The following is a 23,239-nucleotide window of genomic DNA, read 5'->3' on the forward strand; positions in this document are numbered from 1 at the left end:
CCTCAGTTGGCGCTCTGCGTCGGGGGGGTGACCGGGGACCGGTCCGGGGCCGTGCCACGGGTGCCGCCCGGCAGCGGCAGCGCGGCGATCCGGTCGACCGCCCCGGCGACGGCTCCCGGCGGGAGCAGACCGGGTCCGTGGGTGCGCGCGAAGTCCTCGAAGGTCTCGGCCGTCGTGTACCGGGGCGTGAACCCCAGCGTCTCGCGCATCTGGACCGTCGACACGACCCGGCCGTGGGTGAGCAGCCGGATCTGCTCCGGCGAGAAGTCCGTCATGCCCAGCGTACGCACCAGCGAGCCCGCCCAGGTGACGGCGGGCAGCAGCAGCGGCACCGTGGGCCGCCCGAGCCGCCGCGAGCACTGCGACAGCAACAGCACCCCGTCCCCGGCGATGTTGAAGGTGCCGCTGTTGAGCGTGCCCCGCTCCGGCTCGTGCGCGGCCATCCGCAGCACCTGGATCACGTCGTCCTCGTGCACGAACTGCAGCCGGGGGTCGTAGCCGAGCACCGTGGGCAGCACAGGCAGCGCGAAGTACGAGGCGAGCGGCGTCTCCGCGGTCGGCCCGAGGATGTTGGCGAACCGCAGCACGCACACGGCGACGTCCGGCCGCCGCCGGGCGAACCCGCGGACGTACCCCTCCACCTCGACGGTGTCCTTGGCGAAACCGCCGCTCGGCAGCGCCTTGGCGGGCGTGGTCTCGGTGAACACGGCCGGGTCCCGGGACGCGGACCCGTACACGTTGGTGCTGGACTTCACGACGAGCCGCTTCACGTTCGGCGACTTCTGACAGGCGCCGAGCAGCTGCATCGTCCCGATGACGTTGGTCTCCTTGACCGTCGTCCGGCTGCCGCTGCCCAGCGCGGTCGCCGTCACGTCCAGGTGGACGACCGTGTCGGCCCCGCTCTCGGCCAGCACCCGCGCGATGGTGGGCTGCCGGATGTCGGCCTGGATGAACTCGGCGCCCCCGAGATGATGCTCGGGCCGCACGACGTCCACGGCGACCACCCGGTCGACCCGTGGGTCCCGCTGGATCCGCCGGACGAAGCGGCCCCCCAGCTGACGGGCCACTCCGGTAACGAGCACGACCTTTCCCAAGATCCGCGCCTTCCTTCCGTCCTGGAACCGCCGGCTGCCGCACCGGGTTCCCGTCTGCGGGCCAACTTAGCGGGTCGGTGTTGCCCTGTGATGACTGCCCGATGCGCGAAGTGACGAGAACCGGGCGGTCGCACGACCTCAACGGCAATCATGCCGGTCCAGGCATGCAGACGCCGTTCAACGGACCGCACGGCGCCCGGATATGCGTGTGGCCCCCCACCGACGGATCGATGGGGGGCCACACCACGCCTACGCGGCTCGCGTCGCGCGAAGGACGCGCGAAGAAGCAGAACGTGCCTGCTTCTCGCGCCTACTTCTTGTTGCGACGCTGAACGCGCGTGCGCTTGAGCAGCTTGCGGTGCTTCTTCTTGGCCATCCGCTTGCGCCGCTTCTTGATAACAGAGCCCACGACTACCCTCGCTCACTTCTCATCACTCGGTGCTGGGCGCCATGGGCCCATACGACCTACGAGGGGCTAGCCTACCCGCCTGAGCGCTGAGGTCGTAATCGAGGGCGAACGGGCCCGGGACGGCATTGACGGCCGGGCCCTTCGTCCATGGGCCTGCCCGGCAGGCAGGCCCCGGCCGTCAGGCGGTTTCCACCCCCACATAGCTCTCGCGGAGGTACTCGTGAACCGCTTGCTCGGGGACGCGGAAGGACCGCCCCACCCGGATCGCGGGCAGATGACCACTGTGCACCAGCCGGTACACGGTCATCTTCGACACTCGCATCACCGAGGCGACTTCCGCCACGGTCAGGAACTGAACCTCGTTCAGAGGCCTCTCGCCAGCTGCAGCCATGACACACCTGAACCTTCCGCACTCGACTCGACGGCCACCGGCTTCCCCTTCCGGTGACTCTTCGTCGCTGCGTGCTCACTCCCCAATGTAGGGGCGGGTGATGCGAGTGGGGAAGAGGTGCACCCATCAGCGGCCTACCGTGACAGACACGCTCGATTGAGTACGTAGCGGGTCAGCGGCCTGTAGTAATCGGACCGCACGGCGTCATCAAGCGGAACGGCCACCGAGACGACCCCCTCGGCCTCTCCCACGAACAGCGCGGGGTCGTCGGTGTCGGCCAGTCCGACCGCCTCGAACCCCAGCTGACCAGCCCCGCAGACCCATCCGTGGTCCCCGATCACGAGCTCGGGCAAAGGTCCGCCGGCCTCGGCGGCCGCGGCGAGCGCCACCCGAACCGGCAGCGGGGAATGACTGTGCACACCGGTCGCACAACCGGCGCGTTCACCCTCCGTCTCCCGGACGACCGCCACCCCTCGTACGTAGTCCAGGGTGTGGGGGCGTAGGCCGAACCGGGTCGTTATGTCGACACAGCGACCCTGCGCCGGGGTGAGAACATCACATCCCGCCGTCTGCAAAGCGTCCGCAAGACCGGCGTAGAAACCCAACAGCCGATGCGGGTGCCCGGTGCCGAGGAGCACGGCCGCGCCACGCTGGGCGACCGAGGCGAGCCGCTCCGCGAACGCCTCGAGCGCGGCCAGCGTCCGCTCGGGATCGATCACATCATGCCCCGACACACATCCGGGATCGGCCGAGACCCCGCACTTGTCCGCCATCAACGCGATCAGCTCCCGCTGCCCCCAACTCCCGTCGGGATCAAGACCGATCAGCACGCGCGGATCCCGGGCAGCGAAGAGCCGATAGCTCCGCAGGCTCACCTCCCGGGAGGTCGCGACCACCCCGGCCAGCCGCGCGGCGAGCAGATGCGCCCGAAGCTCCCCGGTACTCAGCACACAAGCGATGCTGACGGACGAGAACGCCCCACGGGCAGGAACCGCAGGAACACCGCACAGTCGGCGTAAGCCCCATGCGCCCTACCGGCCCGTCCGCCTATCCAGCCCGTCCGGCGTTGAGGACGAGGCCGTCCAGGCCGACCGGGGGTCCAGGGGGCGGAGCCCCCTGGCGGGGCAGCAGGGGCAGCGCCCCTGCCGCCGGGACGGAAAGGGGCGGCGGGGCGAAACAACCCACCCGGCCCCCGGGCCCCCGGCTACGCCAACAGCCCCCGCAACGGGAACACCGCCCGCCGAGTGGCCAGCACCGCCTGATCCAACCGATCGGCGGGGTCGTACCCCGACTCCCACCCCTCCCACCCCACCGGCCACCGCCCGTCCGTCATCCGCATCGGCCCCAACTGCCGCGTACGAGCGAACACGTCCTGCCGCCAGGCCTCCGGAATCACCGTCTCGGGCGGCACCGGAACCCCGCCCGCCACCCCCACCAGATGCGTCCACGACCGCGGCACCACGTCCACCACCGCGTAACCGCCGCCGCCGAGCGCGACCCACTTCCCCCCGGCGAACTCGTGCGCCAGGTCATGACAGGCCACCTGCACGGCCCGCTGCGCGTCGAGCGACACCGCGAGATGAGCCAGCGGGTCCTCGAAGTGCGTGTCGGCCCCGTGCTGGGTCACCAGCACATCCGGCCGGAAGTCGGCGATCAGCTCCGGCACCACCGCGTGGAACGCCCGTAGCCACCCCGCGTCCCCGGTCCCGGCCGGCAGCGCGAGGTTCACCGCCGACCCCTGCGCGGCCTCTCCGCCCGTCTCCTCCGGCCACCCCGTCTGCGGGAACAACGTCCGCGGATGCTCGTGCAACGAGACCGTCAGCACCCGCGGGTCCTCCCAGAACGCCGCCTGGACCCCGTCACCGTGGTGCACGTCCACGTCCACGTACGCGACCCGCTTCGCCCCGAGCTCCAGCAGCCGGGCGATCGCCAGCGAGGCGTCGTTGTAGATGCAGAAGCCGGACGCGCCCCCGGGCATCGCATGGTGCAGCCCGCCCGCGAAGTTCACGGCGTGCAGCGCCTCCCCCCGCCACACGGCCTCCGCCGCCCCCACGGAGAGGCCGGCGATCAGCGCGGACACCTCGTGCATCCCCGCGAACGCCGGATCGTCCATCGTCCCCAGCCCGTACGACTGGTCCGCCGCCCCCGGCTCGGCCGACGCCGCCTTCACCGCGTCGACGTAGTCCTCCCGGTGCACGAGCCGCAGCGTCGACTCCCCGGCGGGCTTCGCCGAGACGACGTCCACCTCCCGGTCCAGCCCCAGGGCCCCGACCAGCCTCCGGGTCAGATCCAGCCGGACCGGATCCATCGGATGCCCGGGCCCGAAGTCATAGCCCGTTACTGCCTCGTCCCACATCAGCTGTGCGCGGCCGCTCATGCCCGTCACCGTATCGGTCCGGTTGAGCGGCGAACGAACGGGCGTACGCCAACGTCACCAGCACCAACACCATCGGCACGACCATCGCCCCCCGATAGCTCCAGGTGTCGCCCAGCGCTCCCACCAACGGGGACCCCACCAGGAACCCGACGTAGTTGAAGATGTTGAGACGGGCGATCGCCGCGTCCGAGGCCCCCGGGAACAGCCGCCCCGCCGCCGCGAACGTCTGCGGCACCAGCACGCACAGGCCCAGTCCCACGAGCGTGAACCCCAGCATCCCGACCCACGCGCCCGGCGCGACGGCCACCACCGCGAACCCCGCCGCCGCGACCAGCGCCCCCAGCCGCACCACCGCCGCGGCCCCGAACCTCCGCACCCCGAAGTCACCGATGGCCCGCCCGAGCAGCGTCGTCACCATGTAGACGTTGTAGGGGACCGTCGCCAGCTGCTCCGAGCTCCCCAGCACGTCCTGCAGGTACTTGGCACTCCAGTTGGAGACCGTCGAGTCCCCGATGTAGGCGAAGCTCATCACCAGACACAGCGGCAGCAGCACCTTGAAGACGAGGCCCGCCTCACCGCCGCTCGACTTCCCGTCCGCCACCGCCGCTCCGCCGGCCTCCGTGCCCCCGTCCACGTACCACCGGCTGCCCAGCAGCGCCGCCGGCAACAGCACCGCCACCACCGGCAGATACGACACCCACAGCGCGAGATGCCAGTGCGCCCCCACCCAGGCCAGCGAGGCCCCCAGGATCCCGCCCAGGCTGTACACCGCGTGGAAGCTGAGCATGATGCTGCGCCCGTACGTCCGCTGCAGACTCACCCCGAGCATGTTCATCGAGGCGTCCAGCGCACCGACCGCCAGCCCGAACACGGCCAGGGCGACCCCCAGCTCGACCATTCCCCGCCCCGCCCCGACCCCTAGCAGCGCCAGCAGCACGACCGGCTGGGACCAGCGCAGCAGGCGGCTGGGCGGTATCCGCTTCACCAACTGCTCGGTCGTCACACTGCCGACGCCCGCGAGAATCGGTACGGCGGCCAGAAAGGCGGGCAGCAACGCGTCAGAAACCCCGTACCTGTCCTGGATGGCCGGAATCCTGGTCACGAGCAGCGCGAACGCGACTCCCTGCGCGAAGAAGCCGAACGCCAGAGAGGCCCTACCGCGCCGCAGCACATCTGTCATGGCGGCGAGCGTAGGGCCCCTGCGTACTCGTGGGTAGATCCAGCCAAAGATGAGTTCTCTTCAGCTTTCACCGGGTCGCCGGTCCGACCGGCAGCCGAGGCGCCCTATCGGGCGAGTGCGACCTCGGGCGCCACGGCCCGAACCTCCTCGACCGCCACACCGACGCCCGCCCCGGCGTCCGTCACACCGGCCTCCGCGGCCTTCGCCTCGAAGGACACCATCGCCTCCATCGGACCGGCGCCCAGCGCCCCACCGAGCACGATCCCCAGCACGATCGCCACGACCATGATCACCGAGCCGAGCCACACCATCGTGTCCACCGGCACCGTGTAGGCCCCGACGACCCGCACGACGCACTCGGCGAGCAGCACCGCGCCCCACACGACCGAGAAGGCCCGCTCCCGCCTCCGGAAGTCCGCCGACGCCACCGACACCCCGCTCGCCAGCCGCTCCCACGCGGCGTCCCGGACGGCGTTCCCCTTCACCAGGAACGGCTTGAGCCCGGCGGTCATCATCGGCTTCCCCAGCATCACGGAGACCAGGATCCCGATCCCGACCGTGCTGCTGACCCCGCTGTCCTTGGCCAGCATCAGCCGCGGATCACCGGCGACGAAGCTGAGCACCAGCCCGACGACGTTGACGACGAGGATCAGCCCGGCGAGCCCGTTGACGGTGCGCTCCCTGGCCACGCTCCACAGCGTCCGCGCGGCCGGCAGCACGCTGCTCCACGCGAGAGCGGCGAAGGTGCTCATCCCGAACGCGCCCTTGAAGAGGTAGTACGACCCGAGCGGCACCGCCACGTCCACGATGAGCGGGGCGAAGGCGTTCTGCTTCTTGTGCTGGTTCGTCGTCATGCACACAGCTTCGCCGCCGGGGGGGTCCCCCAGTAGAAACGATCGTCCGGAGCTCCGCATGACAAATGTCAGCCCGTCCGCCGGACCGGCGTCAAACGAGCAGGTCACCCAACTGCTGCATGTCAGCGAAGAGTTGCGTGGCCCCGGCGAGCTTCGTGGCGGGCGTCATCGCGGTGAACCCGTACACGTCCATCCCGGCCGCCCGGGCCGCCTGCACCCCCAGTGGGCTGTCCTCGACGACCACGCAGCGCTCCGGCTCGACGCCCATCCGCTCGGCCGCGAAGAGGAAGAGGTCCGGGGCCGGCTTGCCCTTGCCCACGTCCTGCGAACTGAAGACCCGGCTCTCGTCGAACCACCGGTCCAGGCCCGTCGTCCGATGCCCCACCCGGATCCGCTCATGGCTCCCCGAGGACGCCACGCAGTACGGCACCTCGTCCGCGGCCAGCTTCTCCAGCACGGCCACGATGCCCGGGACGGGCCGCAGCTCCCGCTCGAAGGCGTCGAACACCCGCCGGTGGAAGACGTCGTCGAAGTCGTCCGGAAGCCGTTCCCCGGTCCGCTCCGCGACCAGGTCGTGGATGCGGTGCATCGCCGAGCCCATGTAGTCCCGGATGGAGTCCTCGTAGCTGGTCGGATGCCCCAGCTCGGTCAGATAGCCGGCCAACAGGCGGTTGGAGATCGGCTCGCTGTCCACGAGGACACCGTCGTTGTCGAAGACCACCAAGTCGTAGCGCATATTCAGACCCTAAACGCAGAAAACCCCCGTGCCGAATGGCACGGGGGTTTTCGCAATGATTGTTCGGCGGTGTCCTACTCTCCCACAGGGTCCCCCCTGCAGTACCATCGGCGCTGTGAGGCTTAGCTTCCGGGTTCGGAATGTAACCGGGCGTTTCCCTCACGCTATGACCACCGAAACACTATGAAACTGTTTCAGCCGCACCACACCGTGACCATGGCATGGGGCTGTTCGTGGTTTCAGAACCAACACAGTGGACGCGAGCAACTGAGGACAAGCCCTCGGCCTATTAGTACCAGTCAGCTTCACCCATTACTGGGCTTCCACATCCGGCCTATCAACCCAGTCGTCTACTGGGAGCCTTACCCCATCAAGTGGGTGGGAATACTCATCTCGAAGCAGGCTTCCCGCTTAGATGCTTTCAGCGGTTATCCCTCCCGAACGTAGCCAACCAGCCATGCCCTTGGCAGAACAACTGGCACACCAGAGGTTCGTCCGTCCCGGTCCTCTCGTACTAGGGACAGCCCTTCTCAATATTCCTGCGCGCGCAGCGGATAGGGACCGAACTGTCTCACGACGTTCTAAACCCAGCTCGCGTACCGCTTTAATGGGCGAACAGCCCAACCCTTGGGACCGACTCCAGCCCCAGGATGCGACGAGCCGACATCGAGGTGCCAAACCATCCCGTCGATATGGACTCTTGGGGAAGATCAGCCTGTTATCCCCGGGGTACCTTTTATCCGTTGAGCGACGGCGCTTCCACAAGCCACCGCCGGATCACTAGTCCCGACTTTCGTCCCTGCTCGACCCGTCGGTCTCACAGTCAAGCTCCCTTGTGCACTTACACTCAACACCTGATTGCCAACCAGGCTGAGGGAACCTTTGGGCGCCTCCGTTACTCTTTAGGAGGCAACCGCCCCAGTTAAACTACCCATCAGACACTGTCCCTGATCCGGATCACGGACCCAGGTTAGACATCCAGCACGACCAGACTGGTATTTCAACGACGACTCCACCTGAACTGGCGTCCAAGCTTCACAGTCTCCCAGCTATCCTACACAAGCCGAACCGAACACCAATATCAAACTGTAGTAAAGGTCCCGGGGTCTTTCCGTCCTGCTGCGCGAAACGAGCATCTTTACTCGTAGTGCAATTTCACCGGGCCTATGGTTGAGACAGTCGAGAAGTCGTTACGCCATTCGTGCAGGTCGGAACTTACCCGACAAGGAATTTCGCTACCTTAGGATGGTTATAGTTACCACCGCCGTTTACTGGCGCTTAAGTTCTCAGCTTCGCCACACCGAAATGTGACTAACCGGTCCCCTTAACGTTCCAGCACCGGGCAGGCGTCAGTCCGTATACATCGCCTTACGGCTTCGCACGGACCTGTGTTTTTAGTAAACAGTCGCTTCTCGCTGGTCTCTGCGGCCACCCCCAGCTCATGGAGTAAATCCAATCACCAGTGATGGCCCCCCTTCTCCCGAAGTTACGGGGGCATTTTGCCGAGTTCCTTAACCATAGTTCACCCGAACGCCTCGGTATTCTCTACCTGACCACCTGAGTCGGTTTAGGGTACGGGCCGCCATGAAACTCGCTAGAGGCTTTTCTCGACAGCATAGGATCATCCACTTCGCCACAATCGGCTCGGCATCAGGTCTCAGCCTTAATGTGTGACGGATTTGCCTATCACACGGCCTACACCCTTACCCCGGGACAACCACCGCCCGGGATGGACTACCTTCCTGCGTCACCCCATCACTCACCTACTACAAGTCTGGTCCGTCGGCTCCACCACTTTCCATTCCCCGAAGGGTCCGGAACGGCTTCACGGACTTAGCATCGCCTGGTTCGATGTTTGACGCTTCACAGCGGGTACCGGAATATCAACCGGTTATCCATCGACTACGCCTGTCGGCCTCGCCTTAGGTCCCGACTTACCCTGGGCAGATCAGCTTGACCCAGGAACCCTTAGTCAATCGGCGCACACGTTTCTCACGTGTGAATCGCTACTCATGCCTGCATTCTCACTCGTGAACCGTCCACAACTACCTTCCGGTGCTGCTTCACCCGGCACACGACGCTCCCCTACCCATCACGATCCCCGTTGGGGGTATATATCGCAATGACACGACTTCGGCGGTACGCTTGAGCCCCGCTACATTGTCGGCGCGGAATCACTAGACCAGTGAGCTATTACGCACTCTTTCAAGGGTGGCTGCTTCTAAGCCAACCTCCTGGTTGTCTCTGCGACTCCACATCCTTTCCCACTTAGCGTACGCTTAGGGGCCTTAGTCGATGCTCTGGGCTGTTTCCCTCTCGACCATGGAGCTTATCCCCCACAGTCTCACTGCCGCGCTCTCACTTACCGGCATTCGGAGTTTGGCTAAGGTCAGTAACCCGGTAGGGCCCATCGCCTATCCAGTGCTCTACCTCCGGCAAGAAACACACGACGCTGCACCTAAATGCATTTCGGGGAGAACCAGCTATCACGGAGTTTGATTGGCCTTTCACCCCTAACCACAGGTCATCCCCCAGGTTTTCAACCCTGGTGGGTTCGGTCCTCCACGAAGTCTTACCTCCGCTTCAACCTGCCCATGGCTAGATCACTCCGCTTCGGGTCTTGAGCGTGCTACTGAAACGCCCTGTTCGGACTCGCTTTCGCTACGGCTACCCCACTCGGGTTAACCTCGCAACACACCGCAAACTCGCAGGCTCATTCTTCAAAAGGCACGCAGTCACGAGACGCCAAGCAAGCTTGACGTCCGACGCTCCCACGGCTTGTAGGCACACGGTTTCAGGTACTATTTCACTCCGCTCCCGCGGTACTTTTCACCATTCCCTCACGGTACTATCCGCTATCGGTCACCAGGGAATATTTAGGCTTAGCGGGTGGTCCCGCCAGATTCACACGGGATTTCTCGGGCCCCGTGCTACTTGGGTGTCTCTCAAACGAGCCGTTGATGTTTCGACTACGGGGGTCTTACCCTCTACGCCGGACCTTTCGCATGTCCTTCGCCTACATCAACGGTTTCTGACTCGCCTCACAGCCGGCAGACTGTGAAAGAGAGATCCCACAACCCCGTACACGCAACCCCTGCCGGGTCTCACACGTATACGGTTTGGCCTCATCCGGTTTCGCTCGCCACTACTCCCGGAATCACGGTTGTTTTCTCTTCCTGCGGGTACTGAGATGTTTCACTTCCCCGCGTTCCCTCCACATACCCTATGTGTTCAGGTATGGGTGACAGCCCATGACGACTGCCGGGTTTCCCCATTCGGAAACCCCCGGATCAAAGCCTGGTTGACGGCTCCCCGGGGACTATCGTGGCCTCCCACGTCCTTCATCGGTTCCTGGTGCCAAGGCATCCACCGTGCGCCCTTAAAAACTTGGCCACAGATGCTCGCGTCCACTGTGCAGTTCTCAAACAACGACCAGCCACCCATCACCCCCAACCTGAGCTGGAGTTCACTGGGGCCGGCATCAGAAGGGCAAGCAAAACGCTCGCACCCTCAGACACCCAACAGCGTGCCCGGCACCCCCGCCACTCGTGATCAGCTTTCCACGCTCCGAAGAGCAGTACTTGCAGCCCGAGATGACTGAGAGTGCCGAATAATCAACGTTCCACCCATGAGCAACCAGCATCGGACGTTCGCCGATGAACTGGCCCCTGGACAACCTTGCGGCTGCCTAGAAGTGCTCCTTAGAAAGGAGGTGATCCAGCCGCACCTTCCGGTACGGCTACCTTGTTACGACTTCGTCCCAATCGCCAGTCCCACCTTCGACAGCTCCCTCCCACAAGGGGTTGGGCCACCGGCTTCGGGTGTTACCGACTTTCGTGACGTGACGGGCGGTGTGTACAAGGCCCGGGAACGTATTCACCGCAGCAATGCTGATCTGCGATTACTAGCAACTCCGACTTCATGGGGTCGAGTTGCAGACCCCAATCCGAACTGAGACCGGCTTTTTGAGATTCGCTCCACCTCACGGTTTCGCAGCTCTTTGTACCGGCCATTGTAGCACGTGTGCAGCCCAAGACATAAGGGGCATGATGACTTGACGTCGTCCCCACCTTCCTCCGAGTTGACCCCGGCAGTCTCCTGTGAGTCCCCATCACCCCGAAGGGCATGCTGGCAACACAGAACAAGGGTTGCGCTCGTTGCGGGACTTAACCCAACATCTCACGACACGAGCTGACGACAGCCATGCACCACCTGTACACCGACCACAAGGGGGCGACCATCTCTGGCCGTTTCCGGTGTATGTCAAGCCTTGGTAAGGTTCTTCGCGTTGCGTCGAATTAAGCCACATGCTCCGCTGCTTGTGCGGGCCCCCGTCAATTCCTTTGAGTTTTAGCCTTGCGGCCGTACTCCCCAGGCGGGGAACTTAATGCGTTAGCTGCGGCACCGACGACGTGGAATGTCGCCAACACCTAGTTCCCACCGTTTACGGCGTGGACTACCAGGGTATCTAATCCTGTTCGCTCCCCACGCTTTCGCTCCTCAGCGTCAGTAATGGCCCAGAGATCCGCCTTCGCCACCGGTGTTCCTCCTGATATCTGCGCATTTCACCGCTACACCAGGAATTCCGATCTCCCCTACCACACTCTAGTCTGCCCGTATCGAATGCAGACCCGGGGTTAAGCCCCGGGCTTTCACATCCGACGTGACAGACCGCCTACGAGCTCTTTACGCCCAATAATTCCGGACAACGCTTGCGCCCTACGTATTACCGCGGCTGCTGGCACGTAGTTAGCCGGCGCTTCTTCTGCAGGTACCGTCACTTTCGCTTCTTCCCTGCTGAAAGAGGTTTACAACCCGAAGGCCGTCATCCCTCACGCGGCGTCGCTGCATCAGGCTTTCGCCCATTGTGCAATATTCCCCACTGCTGCCTCCCGTAGGAGTCTGGGCCGTGTCTCAGTCCCAGTGTGGCCGGTCGCCCTCTCAGGCCGGCTACCCGTCGTCGCCTTGGTGAGCCATTACCTCACCAACAAGCTGATAGGCCGCGGGCTCATCCTTCACCGCCGGAGCTTTCAACCCCCACCCATGCGAGTGGAAGTGATATCCGGTATTAGACCCCGTTTCCAGGGCTTGTCCCAGAGTGAAGGGCAGATTGCCCACGTGTTACTCACCCGTTCGCCACTAATCCCCACCGAAGTGGTTCATCGTTCGACTTGCATGTGTTAAGCACGCCGCCAGCGTTCGTCCTGAGCCAGGATCAAACTCTCCGTGAATGTTTTCCCGTGATCGGGATCGCACACACGAGAGCGGAACGTCGAGCGGAATAAGCCCGGCGTTCACAACGTCCTCGCTGTGTTTGTTTCAAAGGAACCTCATCCTCGGCTATCACTGCCGGGGACGGGGTATCAACATATCTGGCGTTGATTTTTGGCACGCTGTTGAGTTCTCAAGGAACGGACGCTTCCTTCGTACTCACCCTCTCGGGCTTTCCTCCGGGCAGTTTCCCTTCGGTCTTGCGTTTCCGACTCTATCAGACCGTTTCCCGATCCGATTTCCTCGGTGCTTTCCAGGTTTCCCGCTTATCTCGCGGTTTCCCTTTCCGGCGGTTCCGACTCTACCAGACCCTTTCGGTTCTGATTCCCGGTCAGCGGGAGTTGCCTTCCCGGCTGTTGGGCCGTTCCGACGAGTGAGACTTTAGCGGATTCCCTGCCTCCGAAGCCAATCGGGGCCTGCGTCCTTTCGAACGCGGATTCCTCATTTCGCGAATACGCACGCCAATGAACGCGACAGCAGACGAGTCGACTGTTGTCGAGTGGTTGGTTGGTACCTGCGGAATGGCTGTCCGGGGACCGACCGGGGTCGGCGCTCACGTCGGACAACTCGGAGAACACTACGTTTCGCCTCAGGGTGTGTCAACTCATGTCCTGAGAGCACCCCGGGGGCGTAGCCTGGCTGCCATGACTACGCGTACGTGCGCCCAGCTGTGGTGGGCCGCCTGACAGGCGGCCGTGTTCACGTATGCACTCAACGGCCGCCGCTTCGGCGGCCGTTCTTGTTTCTCCCACCAGAACCCGGGGGTCGGCCGGCCGGAACGGCGGTCTCGACCAGGAGGTGGAGAGATGAAGCGGGTCTTCAGCGGAGTCAAGCCGACCGGGCACCTGACGCTGGGGAACTACCTGGGCGCGCTGCGGCAGTGGGCCGAGGTCGACCAGCACCGGGCCGACTCGTTGTTCTGCGTCGTCGATCTGCACGCGCTGACCGTCGACCATGACCCGGCGCGGGTACGACGGCTGAGCCGGCAGGCGGCGACGCTGCTGCTGGCCTCGGGGCTGGATCCGGAGCTGTGCACCGTCTTCGTGCAGAGTCACGTGGACGAGCATGCGCGGCTGTCGTACCTGCTGGAGTGCGTGGCCACCGACGGCGAGATGCGGCGGATGATCCAGTACAAGGAGAAGGCCGCGCGGGAGCGGGAGCGCGGGGGCAGTGTGCGGCTGTCGCTGCTGACGTATCCCGTACTGATGGCGGCGGACATCCTTGCCTACGGAACCCATGAGGTGCCGGTGGGGGACGACCAGGCGCAGCATGTGGAGCTGGCACGGGATCTGGCGGTGCGGTTCAACCAGCGGTACGGGCACACGTTCGTGGTGCCGAAGGCGACGCTGCCGGCGGTGGCCGCTCGGGTGATGAACCTGCAGGAGCCGGCGTCGAAGATGGGCAAGAGCGACGACTTCGGGCCCGGCATCGTCTATCTGCTGGACGAGCCGGACGTGGTGCGCAGGAAGATGATGCGGGCCGTCACCGACAGCGGGCGGGAGGTCGTGTACGACCGGGCCGGGCGGCCCGGGGTCGCGAACCTGCTGGAGATCCTCGCCGCCTGTACCGGCGGTGACCCGGAGGCGCTGGGCGGTGGTTACGCGTCGTACGGAGCTCTGAAGAAGGACGCCGCGGACGCGGTGGTGGCGGTCCTGGAACCCCTGCAGGCCAGACACCGGGAGCTGTGCGCCGACCCGGTGTATGTGGAGAAGGCGCTGCGGGACGGGGCCGAGAAGGCCCGGAACATGGCACGGCCGGTCGTGGACCGCGCCTATCGCGCGATCGGACTGCTTGCGCCGCTGACCGAGCCGCTGTCGGAGTCCACGGCGGAGTCTGGGGCGGCGTCCGCGGCGGGGGCGGCGTTGAACGCGGCTCGGTAGGCGCGGGGGCTGGTGGCGAGGCGTGATGCGAAGTGCTGGCGCATCGTGACCTCGCTGCCGAAGCCGGCCCGCCGGGCGACCTCCGGCATGGCGAGGTCCGTGCGCTCGAGGAGGCGCTGGGCGGCGGCGATGCGCTGGTCGAGAAGCCAGCGCAGGGGGGTGACCCCGGTCTCGGCCGTGAAGTGACGGGCGAAGCTGCGCGGGGACATGCCGGCGTGCGCGGCGAGGTCGGCGACGGTGAGCGGTTCGTGCAGTCGGCGCAGGGCGTGTTCGCGCACGGTGGCGAGGGCGTCGGCGGCGCGGTCCGAGCGGGGCGTGGGGTGCTCGATGAACTGGGCCTGGGTGCCGGTGCGGAAGGGGGCGGTCACCATCGAGCGGGCGATGGTGGCGGCGGCTTCCGCACCGTGGGAACACCGGACCAGGTGGAGGCAGAGGTCGATGCCGGCGGCCGTCCCGGCGGCCGTCCAGATGTTGTCGTCCTCGATGAAGAGGGCGTCGGGGACGACGGTGACCCGGGGATGGTGGGTGCGCAGGAGGTCGACGAGGTTCCAGTGGGTGATCGCTCGGCGGCCGTCCAGGAGTCCGGCCTGGGCGAGGGTGAAGGCGCCGCCGCAGAGGGCCGCGAGGGTGGTGCCGCGTGCGTGGGCGCTGCGCAGGGCCTCGAGGACGGCGGCGGGCGCCGGGGTGAGGTGGTCGTCCAGGCCGGGGACGATGATCAGGTCGGCGCGGGAGAGCCAGGCCAGGGTGCGGTCCGGGAAGAGAGCCAGGCCGCCGCGCATCGGGACGGGCGTGCCGGGGTCGGCGGCGACGCGGCGCAGATCGAAGGCGGGGGCGCCGCGGTCGGTGCGGTCGGTGCCCCAGACCTCGGTGATGACGGAGACGTCGAAGGCGCGGATACCGGGGAACGCGACGAGGGCGACCCGGTGGGCGGGCTTCTTCATGGCTGGCAGTAAACCATCGATCGATGGCTTCTGCGCCTCTGGGGCGTGGCCCGGGGTGGCGGCAGGATCGTGGGCATGGACATCGCAGAGAACGCAGCGCTGGTGGTCGTGGACGTGCAGAAGGGCTTCGAGGAGCTCGGGTTCTGGGGTGAGCGCAACAATCCGGGGGCGGACGACAACATCGCCGCCCTCATCGACGTCTGGCAGGCCTCCGGGCGGCCGGTCGTGTTCGTGCGGCACGACTCGTCGGGGCCGCGGTCGCCGTTGCGGGCGGGGTATCAGGGGAACGCCTTCAAGGAGTACGTGGAGGAGCGAAGGGGACGCGGTGCGGGGCCCGAGCTGCTCGTCACGAAGACCGTGAACTCGGCCTTCCTCGGGACACCGGATCTGGGGGTCTGGCTGACGGCTCAGGGGATCGCGCAGATCGTGGTGGCCGGGATCCAGACCAACATGTGCGCGGAGACGACGGCGCGGATGGGCGGGAACCTCGGGTACGACGTGTTGTTCGCCTACGACGCGACGTACACGTTCGGTCTGGAGGGGCCGTTCGGCTGGCGGCGGAGCGCCGAGGAGCTGGCGCAGGCCTCGGCGGTGTCGCTGCACGGGGGCGGGTTCGCGCGCGTGGTGACCACGAAGGAGATCGTGGGGGCGGCCGGCGGGTGAACGCCGGGCCGCTTCGCCGTCCCCCGGCCCGTCAGTCCTTCTTGCCGGAGGCCAGTGCGCGGCTGCGGTCGCGGGCGGCCTCCAGGGCGGCGATGAGCGCGGCCCGTACGCCGTGGTTCTCGAGTTCGCGGATCGCGTTGATGGTGGTGCCCGCGGGGGACGTGACGTTCTCGCGGAGCTTGACCGGGTGTTCGCCGCTGTCCCGGAGCATCGTGGCGGCGCCGATCGCGGACTGGACGATCAGGTCGTGGGCCTTGTCGCGGGGCAGGCCGAGCAGGATGCCGGCGTCGGTCATGGCTTCGACGAGGTAGAAGAAGTAGGCCGGGCCGGAGCCGGAGAGCGCGGTACAGGCGTCCTGCTGGGACTCCGGGACCCGCAGCGTCTTGCCGACGGCGCCGAAGATCTCCTCGGTGTGGGCGAGGTGGTCGGCGGTGGCGTGGGTGCCGGCGGAGATGACGGACATGGCCTCGTCGACGAGGGCGGGGGTGTTCGTCATGACGCGGACGACGGGCGTTCCGGGGGCGAGGCGCTCTTCGAAGAACGAGATGGGGATGCCGGCCGCTCCGCTGATGACCAGGCGGTCGGCGGGGACGTGGTCGGCGAGTTCGGCGAGGAGGGCGCCCATGTCCTGCGGCTTCACGGTGAGGATGAGGGTGTCGGCGGCCTTGGCGGCCTCGGCGTTGGCGACCGGGGTGACTCCGTAGCGGGCGCGGAGTTCTTCGGCGCGCTCGGGGCGGCGGGCGGTGACGAGGAGGTCCGCGGGGGGCCAGCCGCCGCGGATCATGCCGCTGAGGAGGGCTTCGCCGATCTTGCCGGTGCCGAGGACTGCGACTTTCTGGGTCATGGCTGGGGGGTCCTCCGGAGGGTGCGTCGTGGGCGTGCGCGCCGCGGTGATGCCGTCGTCGTCCGGGGCCATCCTCGCACCGGGGGTGCTGGTCCGGCCGGTGCGTCCGGTGGGCGGACGGGGGTTTTCGCCCCCGCCGCCCCTGCCCGTCCCGTCCCTGGGGGCGCTGCCCCCAGACCCCCGGTTCGGCCCTGGACGGGCCTCGTCCTCAAGCGCCGGACGGGCTGGAAGGGGGGTCACTGTGTGCGGCGGCGGAGGGTTGCGGCGCCCAGGCAGAGGACGAGGAGGGCGCAGCCGCCGACGATGAGGACGTCCCGTACGAAGGTGGCCGTCATGTCGGTGTGGGTGAGGACCTCGTTCATGCCGTCGACCGCGTACGACATGGGGAGGACGTCCGAGAGGGTCTCCAGGGCGGGGTGCATGGTGTCGCGGGGGGCGAAGAGGCCGCAGAGGAGGAGCTGGGGGAAGATCACCGCCGGCATGAACTGGACGGCCTGGAACTCGGAGGACGCGAAGGCCGAGACGAAAAGGCCGAGGGCGGTGCCGAGGAGGGCGTCGAGGAGGGCGACCAGGAGGAGCAGCCAGGGGCTGCCGGTGACGTCCAGGTCGAGGAACCAGACGGCCAGGCCGGTGGCGAGGGCCGACTGGACGATCGCGACGGCTCCGAAGGCCAGGGCGTAGCCGGCGATGAGGTCGCCCTTGCCGAGGGGCATCGCGAGAAGGCGTTCGAGAGTGCCCGAGGTGCGTTCGCGCAGGGTGGCGATGGACGTGACCAGGAACATCGTGATCAGCGGGAAGATGCCCAGCAGGGACGCGCCGACGTTGTCGAAGGTGCGGGGGCTGCCGTCGAAGACGTACCGGAGCAGGAACAGCATCACGCAGGGGATGAGGATCATCAGCGCGATGGTGCGGGGGTCGTGGCGCAGCTGGCGCAGGACGCGGCCTGCGGTGGCGGCCGTCCGGGAGGCGTTCAGGGCGCCGGTCGGGGCGGGGGCGCGGACGGGGGCGGCCGGGGTGTCGGGGGTCGTCGTGGTGGTCATCGGGTGGTCTCCTTCGCGCGGGCCGCTTCCGTCGCGGCGTCCACCAGGTGCAGGAAGGCCGACTCGACCGTGTCCGACCCGGTGCGGGTGCGCAGGTCGTCGGGGGTCGCGTCGGCGAGGATCTCGCCCTCGCGCATCAGGAGCAGGCGGTGGCAGCGCTCGGCCTCGTCCATGACGTGGGAGGAGATGAGGAGGGTCGCGCCCCGGGTCGCGGCGATGTCGTGGAAGAGGTTCCACAGGTCGCGGCGCAGGACCGGGTCCAGACCGACGGTCGGTTCGTCGAGGACCAGGAGTTCCGGGGCGCCCAGCAGGGCGACGGCCAGGGAGACGCGGTTGCGCTGACCGCCGGAGAGGTTGCCGGCGAGGGCGTCGGCGTGGGTGGTGAGGTCCACGTCGGCGATGGCCCGGGTGACGTTCTCGCGGCGGCGGTCCGCTGCCGCTCGGCCCGGGTCGAGGATCGCGGCGAAGTAGTCGAGGTTCTGGCGGATCGTCAGGTCGTCGTAGACCGAGGGGGCCTGGGTGACGTATCCGATGCGGGTGCGCAGGACGGCGTGGCCCGCGGGGCGGCCCAGCACGTCGAGGGTCCCGGCGACCTTGGCCTGGGTGCCGACGATCGAGCGCATGAGGGTCGACTTGCCGCAGCCGGAGGGCCCGAGCAGACCGGTGATCTGGCCGCGGGGGACGGTGAAGTCGAGGGCGCGCAGGACGGTGCGCGGCCCGCGGACCACGGTCAGGCCTTCGGCGCGTACCGCGGGTGCGTCGGGCGGGCGGGCGCCGGACCGCTTAGAATTCATCATGTGATGAATAATGCTCGCGGTGAGGGGCGCCGTCAAGGCGCGGGTCGGACGCGGGGTGGGACGGGTTCCGGGGCCGCACATGCGTGCGCGGCGGCCCCGGAGGTGAGGGGCCGCCGCGCACGGTAGGGCGGTGAGGAAGCGCTGAGAAGGAGAAAGCGAGGGCGAAAGCGAGGGAGAAAGGGAGGGACGGTGGCCGGGTGGTCAGGGCTTGATCGCGAGCAGCAGGATGACGTCGTAGACCTCTTCGACGACGCCGTCGGGGAAGGCCCGTATCAGGTGGTCGCGTTCCTCGGCGAGGAAGGCGGCGGCTGCCTCCTGGCCATGGACCAGGAAGATCGAATGGCTGCCGATGTTGGCCAGATGCGTGTCCACGGGGACCCGGCGGCTCCAGCGGACCGTGCGGCGGACGAGGTCGAGGCGGCCCTCGGGGTCGACGACCCGGGCCTCCACGTTCCTGACCGCGGGACCGCCGCCCCGCCCGAAGTGGCGTCCGATGCGTTCCTCCGCCTCGGCGAGCCACGGCACGTCGAGCGCGTCGGTGTTCCACCACAGCGCCAGCGCGCCGCCCGGCCGCAGCACCCGCAGCGCCTCCGGGACCGAGCGCGCCGGGTCGGTCCAGTGCCAGGACTGGGCGTAGGTGAGGAGGTCGACGCTGGAAGGGGCCAACGGGAGGCGGTTGCCGTCGCCGCGGACGACCGGCACGTCGGGGAGGGCCAGGCGCAGTTGCGCGGCCATGCCGTCCCCTGGTTCGACGGCGAGGACGTCAGCACCGCGGGCGCGCAGGCGTGCGGTCGACAGGCCGGTGCCGGCCCCGACGTCCGCCGTCCGCGCGCCGGCGAGGGGGCGGCCGGCGAGATCCTCGATCACGTCGAAGAGGGCGTTCGGGTAGGAGGGCCGGTTCGCGGCGTACTGGGCCGCGGCGGCGTCGAAGGAACGGGCTCGGGCCGCGTGGGATGGGGCGGGGGTGGAAGCCGTCATGGGGCCATGATCGCGGGCGGGGCGGGCAGAGGAACAGGGCCCCTGCCGTGTTCCTCTCCCCGCCCGGTACGGCTCAGCGGCGGCGGCGCTTCCTCGACGGGTTGCCGGTGCGGCGCGTCGTGCGGCGTTCGTGCTGCTGGCGGGCCGCCTCGTACTCCTCGCGGTGGAGTCTCTCGCCGGGCGCCTCGGTGAGCGCGCGGAAGAAGTACGCGAGCAGCGAGCCGACGAACCCGACCGCCAGCAGACCGCGCAGGGAGGCCTGGCGGTCGGGGTCGGGACGCTTGGCGAAGCCTTCCCAGGTGTGCCGGAAGGCGAGCGCGCTGCACACCGCGAACATCACGACGACCAGGACGGTCACGAAGCCGCCCAGGTCGGCGATCGCGATGCCCTGGTAGGCGAAGCGCAGGACGAGACACGAGACGACGACGGCGAGGAGTGAGCCGAGGGCGACCGCGCCGCGCCGGACGGCGTAGCCTCGCGGGCCGCCGTCGTGGTTCAGCCAGGTGGTGCCGAAGAAGCGGAGGGGCTCGGGGCGGGGGCCGGCGCCGGCAGGGTCGCCTGCCGGGCCGGAGGGGGCGCCCGAGGAGACCTCGGCGGCGCCCCGGGATTCCGCCGAGGTGTCCGGGGTGCCGTTTTCGTCGCTCACGGCACGATTATGGCTCCGGGTGCGGGCCGCCCACCGGGCGGGTGCCCGCGGACCGCCCGCGGCCGGGTGCCCGCAGGCCCCCTACGGTCCGGTGCACGCGGACCGCCCGCGGCCCGCAGGTGCCCGCAGACGGTCCGCGGCCGGGTGCCGCGGACCGCCGCCCCGCGAGTCGCCGGAGGGCGGGGCGCCGGAGGCGGAGCGGGGGCGAACGGGGCCCGGACGGGCCGGGTCCGTTGTTGTGTGGCTGCGTTCCGCCCTCCGGCGACCGGACGTCCGGCATCCGCCCGCGGTCCCCCGTCCGCGACCCCCGCCCGGAACCCTCCGAGATCAGGAGCAGCGCGGCGCGATGTATCCGTCGCTGCCCGTCCGCACGTACGCGTCCGAGACGAACTGGCCGTCGGCGATGTTGTCCCAGATGTTCGTGGTGCCGTACGGGCCGGAGACCGACGTGCCCGGGCACTGGCAGAAGATGGGCACGTTCGCGCCCTCGGGCAGGACCCGGACGACCGAGTAACCGGTGCCGGGGCCGCTGCGCACGTTCAGCCGGACGCCCGGCGCGACCGGATAGTAGGTGAGCGCCGCGGTCGCGGTCGCGGTGACGGCTTCCGCCGCGTCACTGTTCCCGGCCTCTTCCACGTGGTCGACAGACATGTGAAACCTCCCCCGTTGCACCCCATGACTGCCATGGGGTCCCGTTGATTCCCCCGAAACCCGCCATGAAACACGTGTGCGGAATTCGTACGCGGAGGCTAGCAAGCCGCCTCTGCGCCGCACGAGTCATCGACTAGGCTCCGTGCGTCGCGCGCGCGGATGAACAGCACGGGGGTGGTCCATGACGCCACAGCGCAACACCGGAGCGGGCGCGGAAGCGGAACTTCCGGAGTACGCAGGTCACTACCGGCTCGAGGAGTGCCTGGGTGCCGGCGGCATGGGCGTGGTGCATCTGGCCCGCAGCACCTCCGGCATGAAGGTCGCGGTCAAGGTCGTGCACGCGCGGTTCGCCCGCGATCCAGAGTTCAGGGGGCGGTTCCGGCAGGAGGTGGCAGCCGCCCGCAGGGTGAGCGGGGCGTTCACCGCGCCCGTCGTCGACGCGGACCCGGAGGCCGAACGGCCGTGGATGGCCACCCTGTTCATCCCCGGCTCGACCATCGCCGAGCAGGTGAAACGGAACGGGCCCATGAACGCCGGCGAGTTGCGGCGGCTGATGGCCGGCCTCGCCGAGGCGCTGCGGGACATCCACCGCGTGGGGGTCGTGCACCGGGATCTGAAACCGAGCAACGTCCTGCTCGCCGAGGACGGGCCGAAGGTGATCGACTTCGGCATATCCCGCCCGAAGGACAGCGAACTGCGCACCGAGACGGGCAAGTTGATCGGCACGCCGCCGTTCATGGCGCCGGAGCAGTTCCGGCGTCCCAGGGAGGTCGGGTCCGCCGCCGACGTCTTCGCGCTCGGCTCCGTGATGGTGCACGCGGCGACGGGACGCGGGCCGTTCGACTCCGACAGTCCCTACGTCGTCGCCTACCAGGTCGTCCACGACGAGCCGGACCTGACGGGCGTGCCGGACAACCTCGCGCCGCTGGTGTCGCGTTGCCTCGCCAAGGAGCCGGAGGACCGGCCCACCCCGGACGAACTCATGCACGCACTGCGGACGGTGTCGGCCTCCTACGACACGCAGGTGTTCATACCGCCTCAGCGGGCTCTCGAGGAGCCGGAGCACGGACCGGCCACGGAAGCCCGGCAGCCCACCGGCGCCGTCGGGACCGCCGGGACCGGAGGGGAAGGCGGCGCCGCGGGGGCAGGCGGTACCGACGAGGCCGGGACCGGCGGGAGGTCCGGCGGGGGCGGCGGCGCGGTGTCCGCGGGCGAGCGTGAGCCCGGGACGGGCGAGGACGGGAGGCGACGGGGACGACGCAGGCGGGCGGTGCTCGCGGCCGGCGCGCTGGCCGTCGTCCTCTGCGGCGGCGCGCTCGGTGCGGCGCGGATGCTCGGGGACGGCGACGCCGACCGGGGTGGGCGGGGGAACGCGGGCGGGGCGCACTCCGCGTCGCCCGCTCTCGCCGACTGGAGCGTGCGGCCCGTGAAGGGCGGCGACGACGCACACGGCGGCACGGGCGGACTTCCGCGGTGCGTGTACGGCGCGCGACTGCTGGTCTGTGTGCAGTCCGGGCAGGTGTCCGCGCTGGACGCGTCCGACGGGCGCGTGCTGTGGCGGCGGGCGGTTCCCGGAGGTGGCCGATCCGTCGAGGCGCCGGCGCTCGCGGGTGGACTGGCGCTGGTGGTCACGGACTCGGGCAGGCGGATGGAGGCGCTCGACCCGGCGTCGGGCGTGCCGCGCTGGCAGCGGGACCTGACGCCGTACCCCGGCGTCCGCACCGTCGGCGGCATGCTGCTGCTGACTGCGGCCGACGACACGGTGACCGGGGTGGACGCGGCGACGGGCAGGACGGCGTGGAGCCGGCGGATCCCGGGGCTGAACGAGCCGTACTTCGTGTCGTTCGCGCAGGGCGCACGGCCGCTGGCCTATGCGTCGAACACGTCGGACGGCGGGCGGCGCACCCGGATCACGGCCGTGGACCCCACGACGGGCGAGGTGCGGTGGGAGGAGCGGTTCGAAGGGACGGTGGTCCCCGCGGGCGCCACCGGCGACAGTCTCGTCCTGCTGTCCGAGGGCAGTGACTACGGCGATGTCGACGCCGTGCTCCGCTACCGGCCGGGCGACGCCGCACCGCGGCGGACCGCTCTGGGCGTCGCTCTCCAGGGGGTGCGCGCCACCGTGCAGGGCGACCGGGTCTACCTGCTGGCCTTCGACGGGTCGCTGGTGGCCGTCGACACGGCCGCGAGGAAGGAGCTGTGGTCCCTGCAGACGGCGGTGAGCCGGGGGTCGGCGCCGGCCGCCGACGGCGAGCACGTGTACTTCGGCGCCGCCGACGGACGTCTCCTCGCGGTGGACGCCGACGAGGGCAGGCTCGTCGGGCAGACGCGGCTGCGGCTCGGGGCCGAGTCGGACAAGGTGGTGGCCTCGCTGCCCGCTCCCGCGGCGGTCGACGGCCGTGTCTACGCCGGCGCGCCCGACGGGACCGTCTTCGCGGTCGACGGGCGGGCTCCGGAGGACTGGTAGCCGCGGCCGACACGCGCCGA

18 protein-coding genes and 3 rRNA genes are annotated in these 23,239 nt (G+C 68.5%); 3 read left to right on the forward strand and 18 right to left on the reverse strand.

Annotation, left to right across the window (positions count from 1 at the left end):
• Positions 1-2: 2 nt before the first annotated feature.
• The 11 genes from OHS82_RS18800 to OHS82_RS18850 all read right to left on the reverse strand — a co-directional run bounded on the left by OHS82_RS18800 (position 3) and on the right by OHS82_RS18850 (position 12,272).
• A complete protein-coding gene (locus OHS82_RS18800; RefSeq protein ID WP_057583574.1) occupies positions 3-1,094 on the reverse strand; it encodes an NAD-dependent epimerase/dehydratase family protein in 1,092 nt (363 codons plus the stop codon).
• Between the two features lie 310 nt (positions 1,095-1,404).
• Positions 1,405-1,503 carry a 30S ribosomal protein bS22 gene (locus tag OHS82_RS18805; protein ID WP_003948845.1) on the reverse strand — a complete coding sequence of 33 codons (99 nt, stop codon included), beginning with the start codon at positions 1,501-1,503 and terminating at the stop codon, positions 1,405-1,407.
• Between the two features lie 178 nt (positions 1,504-1,681).
• Entirely contained in the window at positions 1,682-1,894 is a 213-nt protein-coding gene (locus OHS82_RS18810; RefSeq protein ID WP_004984898.1) for a helix-turn-helix domain-containing protein, read from the reverse strand.
• 134 nt (positions 1,895-2,028) lie between these two features.
• Entirely contained in the window at positions 2,029-2,844 is an 816-nt protein-coding gene (locus OHS82_RS18815) for a phosphatase (protein ID WP_057583571.1), read from the reverse strand.
• Between the two features lie 254 nt (positions 2,845-3,098).
• On the reverse strand, positions 3,099-4,271 hold the full coding sequence (locus OHS82_RS18820) for an acetoin utilization protein AcuC (protein ID WP_328434183.1): 1,173 nt from the start codon (positions 4,269-4,271) through the stop codon (positions 3,099-3,101).
• Positions 4,222-5,451 carry an MFS transporter gene (locus tag OHS82_RS18825; RefSeq protein WP_057583569.1) on the reverse strand — a complete coding sequence of 410 codons (1,230 nt, stop codon included), beginning with the start codon at positions 5,449-5,451 and terminating at the stop codon, positions 4,222-4,224. The genes OHS82_RS18820 and OHS82_RS18825 overlap by 50 nt, the downstream gene beginning before the upstream one ends.
• A gap of 104 nt (positions 5,452-5,555) precedes the next feature.
• Positions 5,556-6,305 (reverse strand): VC0807 family protein, encoded by a 750-nt coding sequence (locus tag OHS82_RS18830; RefSeq protein ID WP_057583567.1) that lies wholly within the window; start codon positions 6,303-6,305, stop codon positions 5,556-5,558.
• Positions 6,306-6,396: 91 nt separating this feature from the next.
• The gene (locus tag OHS82_RS18835; protein WP_328434184.1) at positions 6,397-7,041 is read right to left on the reverse strand and encodes an HAD family hydrolase; all 645 of its coding nucleotides are present in this window, start codon (positions 7,039-7,041) and stop codon (positions 6,397-6,399) included.
• Positions 7,042-7,102: 61 nt separating this feature from the next.
• Positions 7,103-7,219 (reverse strand): 5S ribosomal RNA (gene rrf, locus OHS82_RS18840).
• Between the two features lie 91 nt (positions 7,220-7,310).
• A 23S ribosomal RNA gene (locus OHS82_RS18845) occupies positions 7,311-10,434 on the reverse strand.
• A 312-nt stretch (positions 10,435-10,746) separates the two neighbouring features.
• A 16S ribosomal RNA gene (locus OHS82_RS18850) occupies positions 10,747-12,272 on the reverse strand.
• Together the 16S, 23S and 5S rRNA genes form the textbook arrangement of a ribosomal RNA operon.
• Positions 12,273-13,118: 846 nt before the next feature.
• Here OHS82_RS18850 and trpS point away from each other — a divergent pair.
• Positions 13,119-14,192, forward strand: a complete 1,074-nt coding sequence (gene trpS, locus OHS82_RS18855; RefSeq protein ID WP_328434185.1) for a tryptophan--tRNA ligase — start codon at positions 13,119-13,121, stop codon at positions 14,190-14,192.
• Here the strand turns inward: trpS and OHS82_RS18860 are convergent.
• The gene (locus OHS82_RS18860) at positions 14,084-15,133 is read right to left on the reverse strand and encodes a GlxA family transcriptional regulator (protein WP_057577677.1); all 1,050 of its coding nucleotides are present in this window, start codon (positions 15,131-15,133) and stop codon (positions 14,084-14,086) included. The two genes, trpS and OHS82_RS18860, sit on opposite strands and share 109 nt — an antisense overlap.
• Positions 15,134-15,208: 75 nt before the next feature.
• On the opposite strand from OHS82_RS18860, the gene OHS82_RS18865 reads away from it, so the two are divergent.
• Positions 15,209-15,796 carry a cysteine hydrolase family protein gene (locus OHS82_RS18865; protein WP_328434186.1) on the forward strand — a complete coding sequence of 196 codons (588 nt, stop codon included), beginning with the start codon at positions 15,209-15,211 and terminating at the stop codon, positions 15,794-15,796.
• A gap of 31 nt (positions 15,797-15,827) precedes the next feature.
• Here OHS82_RS18865 and proC read toward each other — a convergent pair whose 3' ends face one another.
• The 6 genes from proC to OHS82_RS18895 all read right to left on the reverse strand — a co-directional run bounded on the left by proC (position 15,828) and on the right by OHS82_RS18895 (position 20,752).
• Complete coding sequence (proC, locus tag OHS82_RS18870; RefSeq protein ID WP_057578082.1) at positions 15,828-16,640, reverse strand: pyrroline-5-carboxylate reductase; 813 nt, start codon at positions 16,638-16,640, stop codon at positions 15,828-15,830.
• A 236-nt stretch (positions 16,641-16,876) separates the two neighbouring features.
• Complete coding sequence (locus tag OHS82_RS18875; RefSeq protein ID WP_328434187.1) at positions 16,877-17,680, reverse strand: ABC transporter permease; 804 nt, start codon at positions 17,678-17,680, stop codon at positions 16,877-16,879.
• Complete coding sequence (locus OHS82_RS18880) at positions 17,677-18,477, reverse strand: ABC transporter ATP-binding protein (protein WP_057577680.1); 801 nt, start codon at positions 18,475-18,477, stop codon at positions 17,677-17,679. The genes OHS82_RS18875 and OHS82_RS18880 overlap by 4 nt, the downstream gene beginning before the upstream one ends.
• A 201-nt stretch (positions 18,478-18,678) precedes the next feature.
• Positions 18,679-19,455: a class I SAM-dependent methyltransferase gene (locus tag OHS82_RS18885; protein ID WP_057577681.1), complete on the reverse strand. Its 777-nt coding sequence runs from the start codon at positions 19,453-19,455 to the stop codon at positions 18,679-18,681.
• Positions 19,456-19,528: 73 nt separating this feature from the next.
• Positions 19,529-20,101, reverse strand: a complete 573-nt coding sequence (locus tag OHS82_RS18890) for a hypothetical protein (RefSeq protein WP_057577682.1) — start codon at positions 20,099-20,101, stop codon at positions 19,529-19,531.
• 327 nt (positions 20,102-20,428) lie between these two features.
• Positions 20,429-20,752, reverse strand: coding sequence for an SH3 domain-containing protein (locus OHS82_RS18895; RefSeq protein WP_057577683.1), 324 nt, complete (start codon positions 20,750-20,752; stop codon positions 20,429-20,431).
• A 181-nt stretch (positions 20,753-20,933) separates the two neighbouring features.
• Here OHS82_RS18895 and OHS82_RS18900 point away from each other — a divergent pair, with 181 nt between their 5' ends.
• Positions 20,934-23,219: a protein kinase domain-containing protein gene (locus tag OHS82_RS18900; protein ID WP_057577684.1), complete on the forward strand. Its 2,286-nt coding sequence runs from the start codon at positions 20,934-20,936 to the stop codon at positions 23,217-23,219.
• Positions 23,220-23,239 lie beyond the last annotated feature (20 nt).

Origin of the sequence: Streptomyces sp. NBC_00425 (assembly GCF_036030735.1) — a bacterium.
Lineage (GTDB): Bacteria > Actinomycetota > Actinomycetes > Streptomycetales > Streptomycetaceae > Streptomyces.

Excerpts from the sequence above, each read along its gene's own strand:
- OHS82_RS18810 (WP_004984898.1), bottom strand. The coding sequence starts at position 1,894 with ATGGCTGCAGCTGGCGAGAGGCCTCTGAACGAGGTTCAGTTCCTGACC.
- OHS82_RS18820 (WP_328434183.1), bottom strand. The coding sequence starts at position 4,271 with ATGAGCGGCCGCGCACAGCTGATGTGGGACGAGGCAGTAACGGGCTAT.
- OHS82_RS18825 (WP_057583569.1), bottom strand. The coding sequence starts at position 5,451 with ATGACAGATGTGCTGCGGCGCGGTAGGGCCTCTCTGGCGTTCGGCTTC.
- OHS82_RS18830 (WP_057583567.1), bottom strand. The coding sequence starts at position 6,305 with ATGACGACGAACCAGCACAAGAAGCAGAACGCCTTCGCCCCGCTCATC.
- OHS82_RS18835 (WP_328434184.1), bottom strand. The coding sequence starts at position 7,041 with ATGCGCTACGACTTGGTGGTCTTCGACAACGACGGTGTCCTCGTGGAC.
- trpS (WP_328434185.1), top strand. The coding sequence starts at position 13,119 with ATGAAGCGGGTCTTCAGCGGAGTCAAGCCGACCGGGCACCTGACGCTG.
- OHS82_RS18860 (WP_057577677.1), bottom strand. The coding sequence starts at position 15,133 with ATGAAGAAGCCCGCCCACCGGGTCGCCCTCGTCGCGTTCCCCGGTATC.
- OHS82_RS18865 (WP_328434186.1), top strand. The coding sequence starts at position 15,209 with ATGGACATCGCAGAGAACGCAGCGCTGGTGGTCGTGGACGTGCAGAAG.
- proC (WP_057578082.1), bottom strand. The coding sequence starts at position 16,640 with ATGACCCAGAAAGTCGCAGTCCTCGGCACCGGCAAGATCGGCGAAGCC.
- OHS82_RS18875 (WP_328434187.1), bottom strand. The coding sequence starts at position 17,680 with ATGACCACCACGACGACCCCCGACACCCCGGCCGCCCCCGTCCGCGCC.
- OHS82_RS18880 (WP_057577680.1), bottom strand. The coding sequence starts at position 18,477 with ATGATGAATTCTAAGCGGTCCGGCGCCCGCCCGCCCGACGCACCCGCG.
- OHS82_RS18885 (WP_057577681.1), bottom strand. The coding sequence starts at position 19,455 with ATGACGGCTTCCACCCCCGCCCCATCCCACGCGGCCCGAGCCCGTTCC.
- OHS82_RS18895 (WP_057577683.1), bottom strand. The coding sequence starts at position 20,752 with ATGTCTGTCGACCACGTGGAAGAGGCCGGGAACAGTGACGCGGCGGAA.
- OHS82_RS18900 (WP_057577684.1), top strand. The coding sequence starts at position 20,934 with ATGACGCCACAGCGCAACACCGGAGCGGGCGCGGAAGCGGAACTTCCG.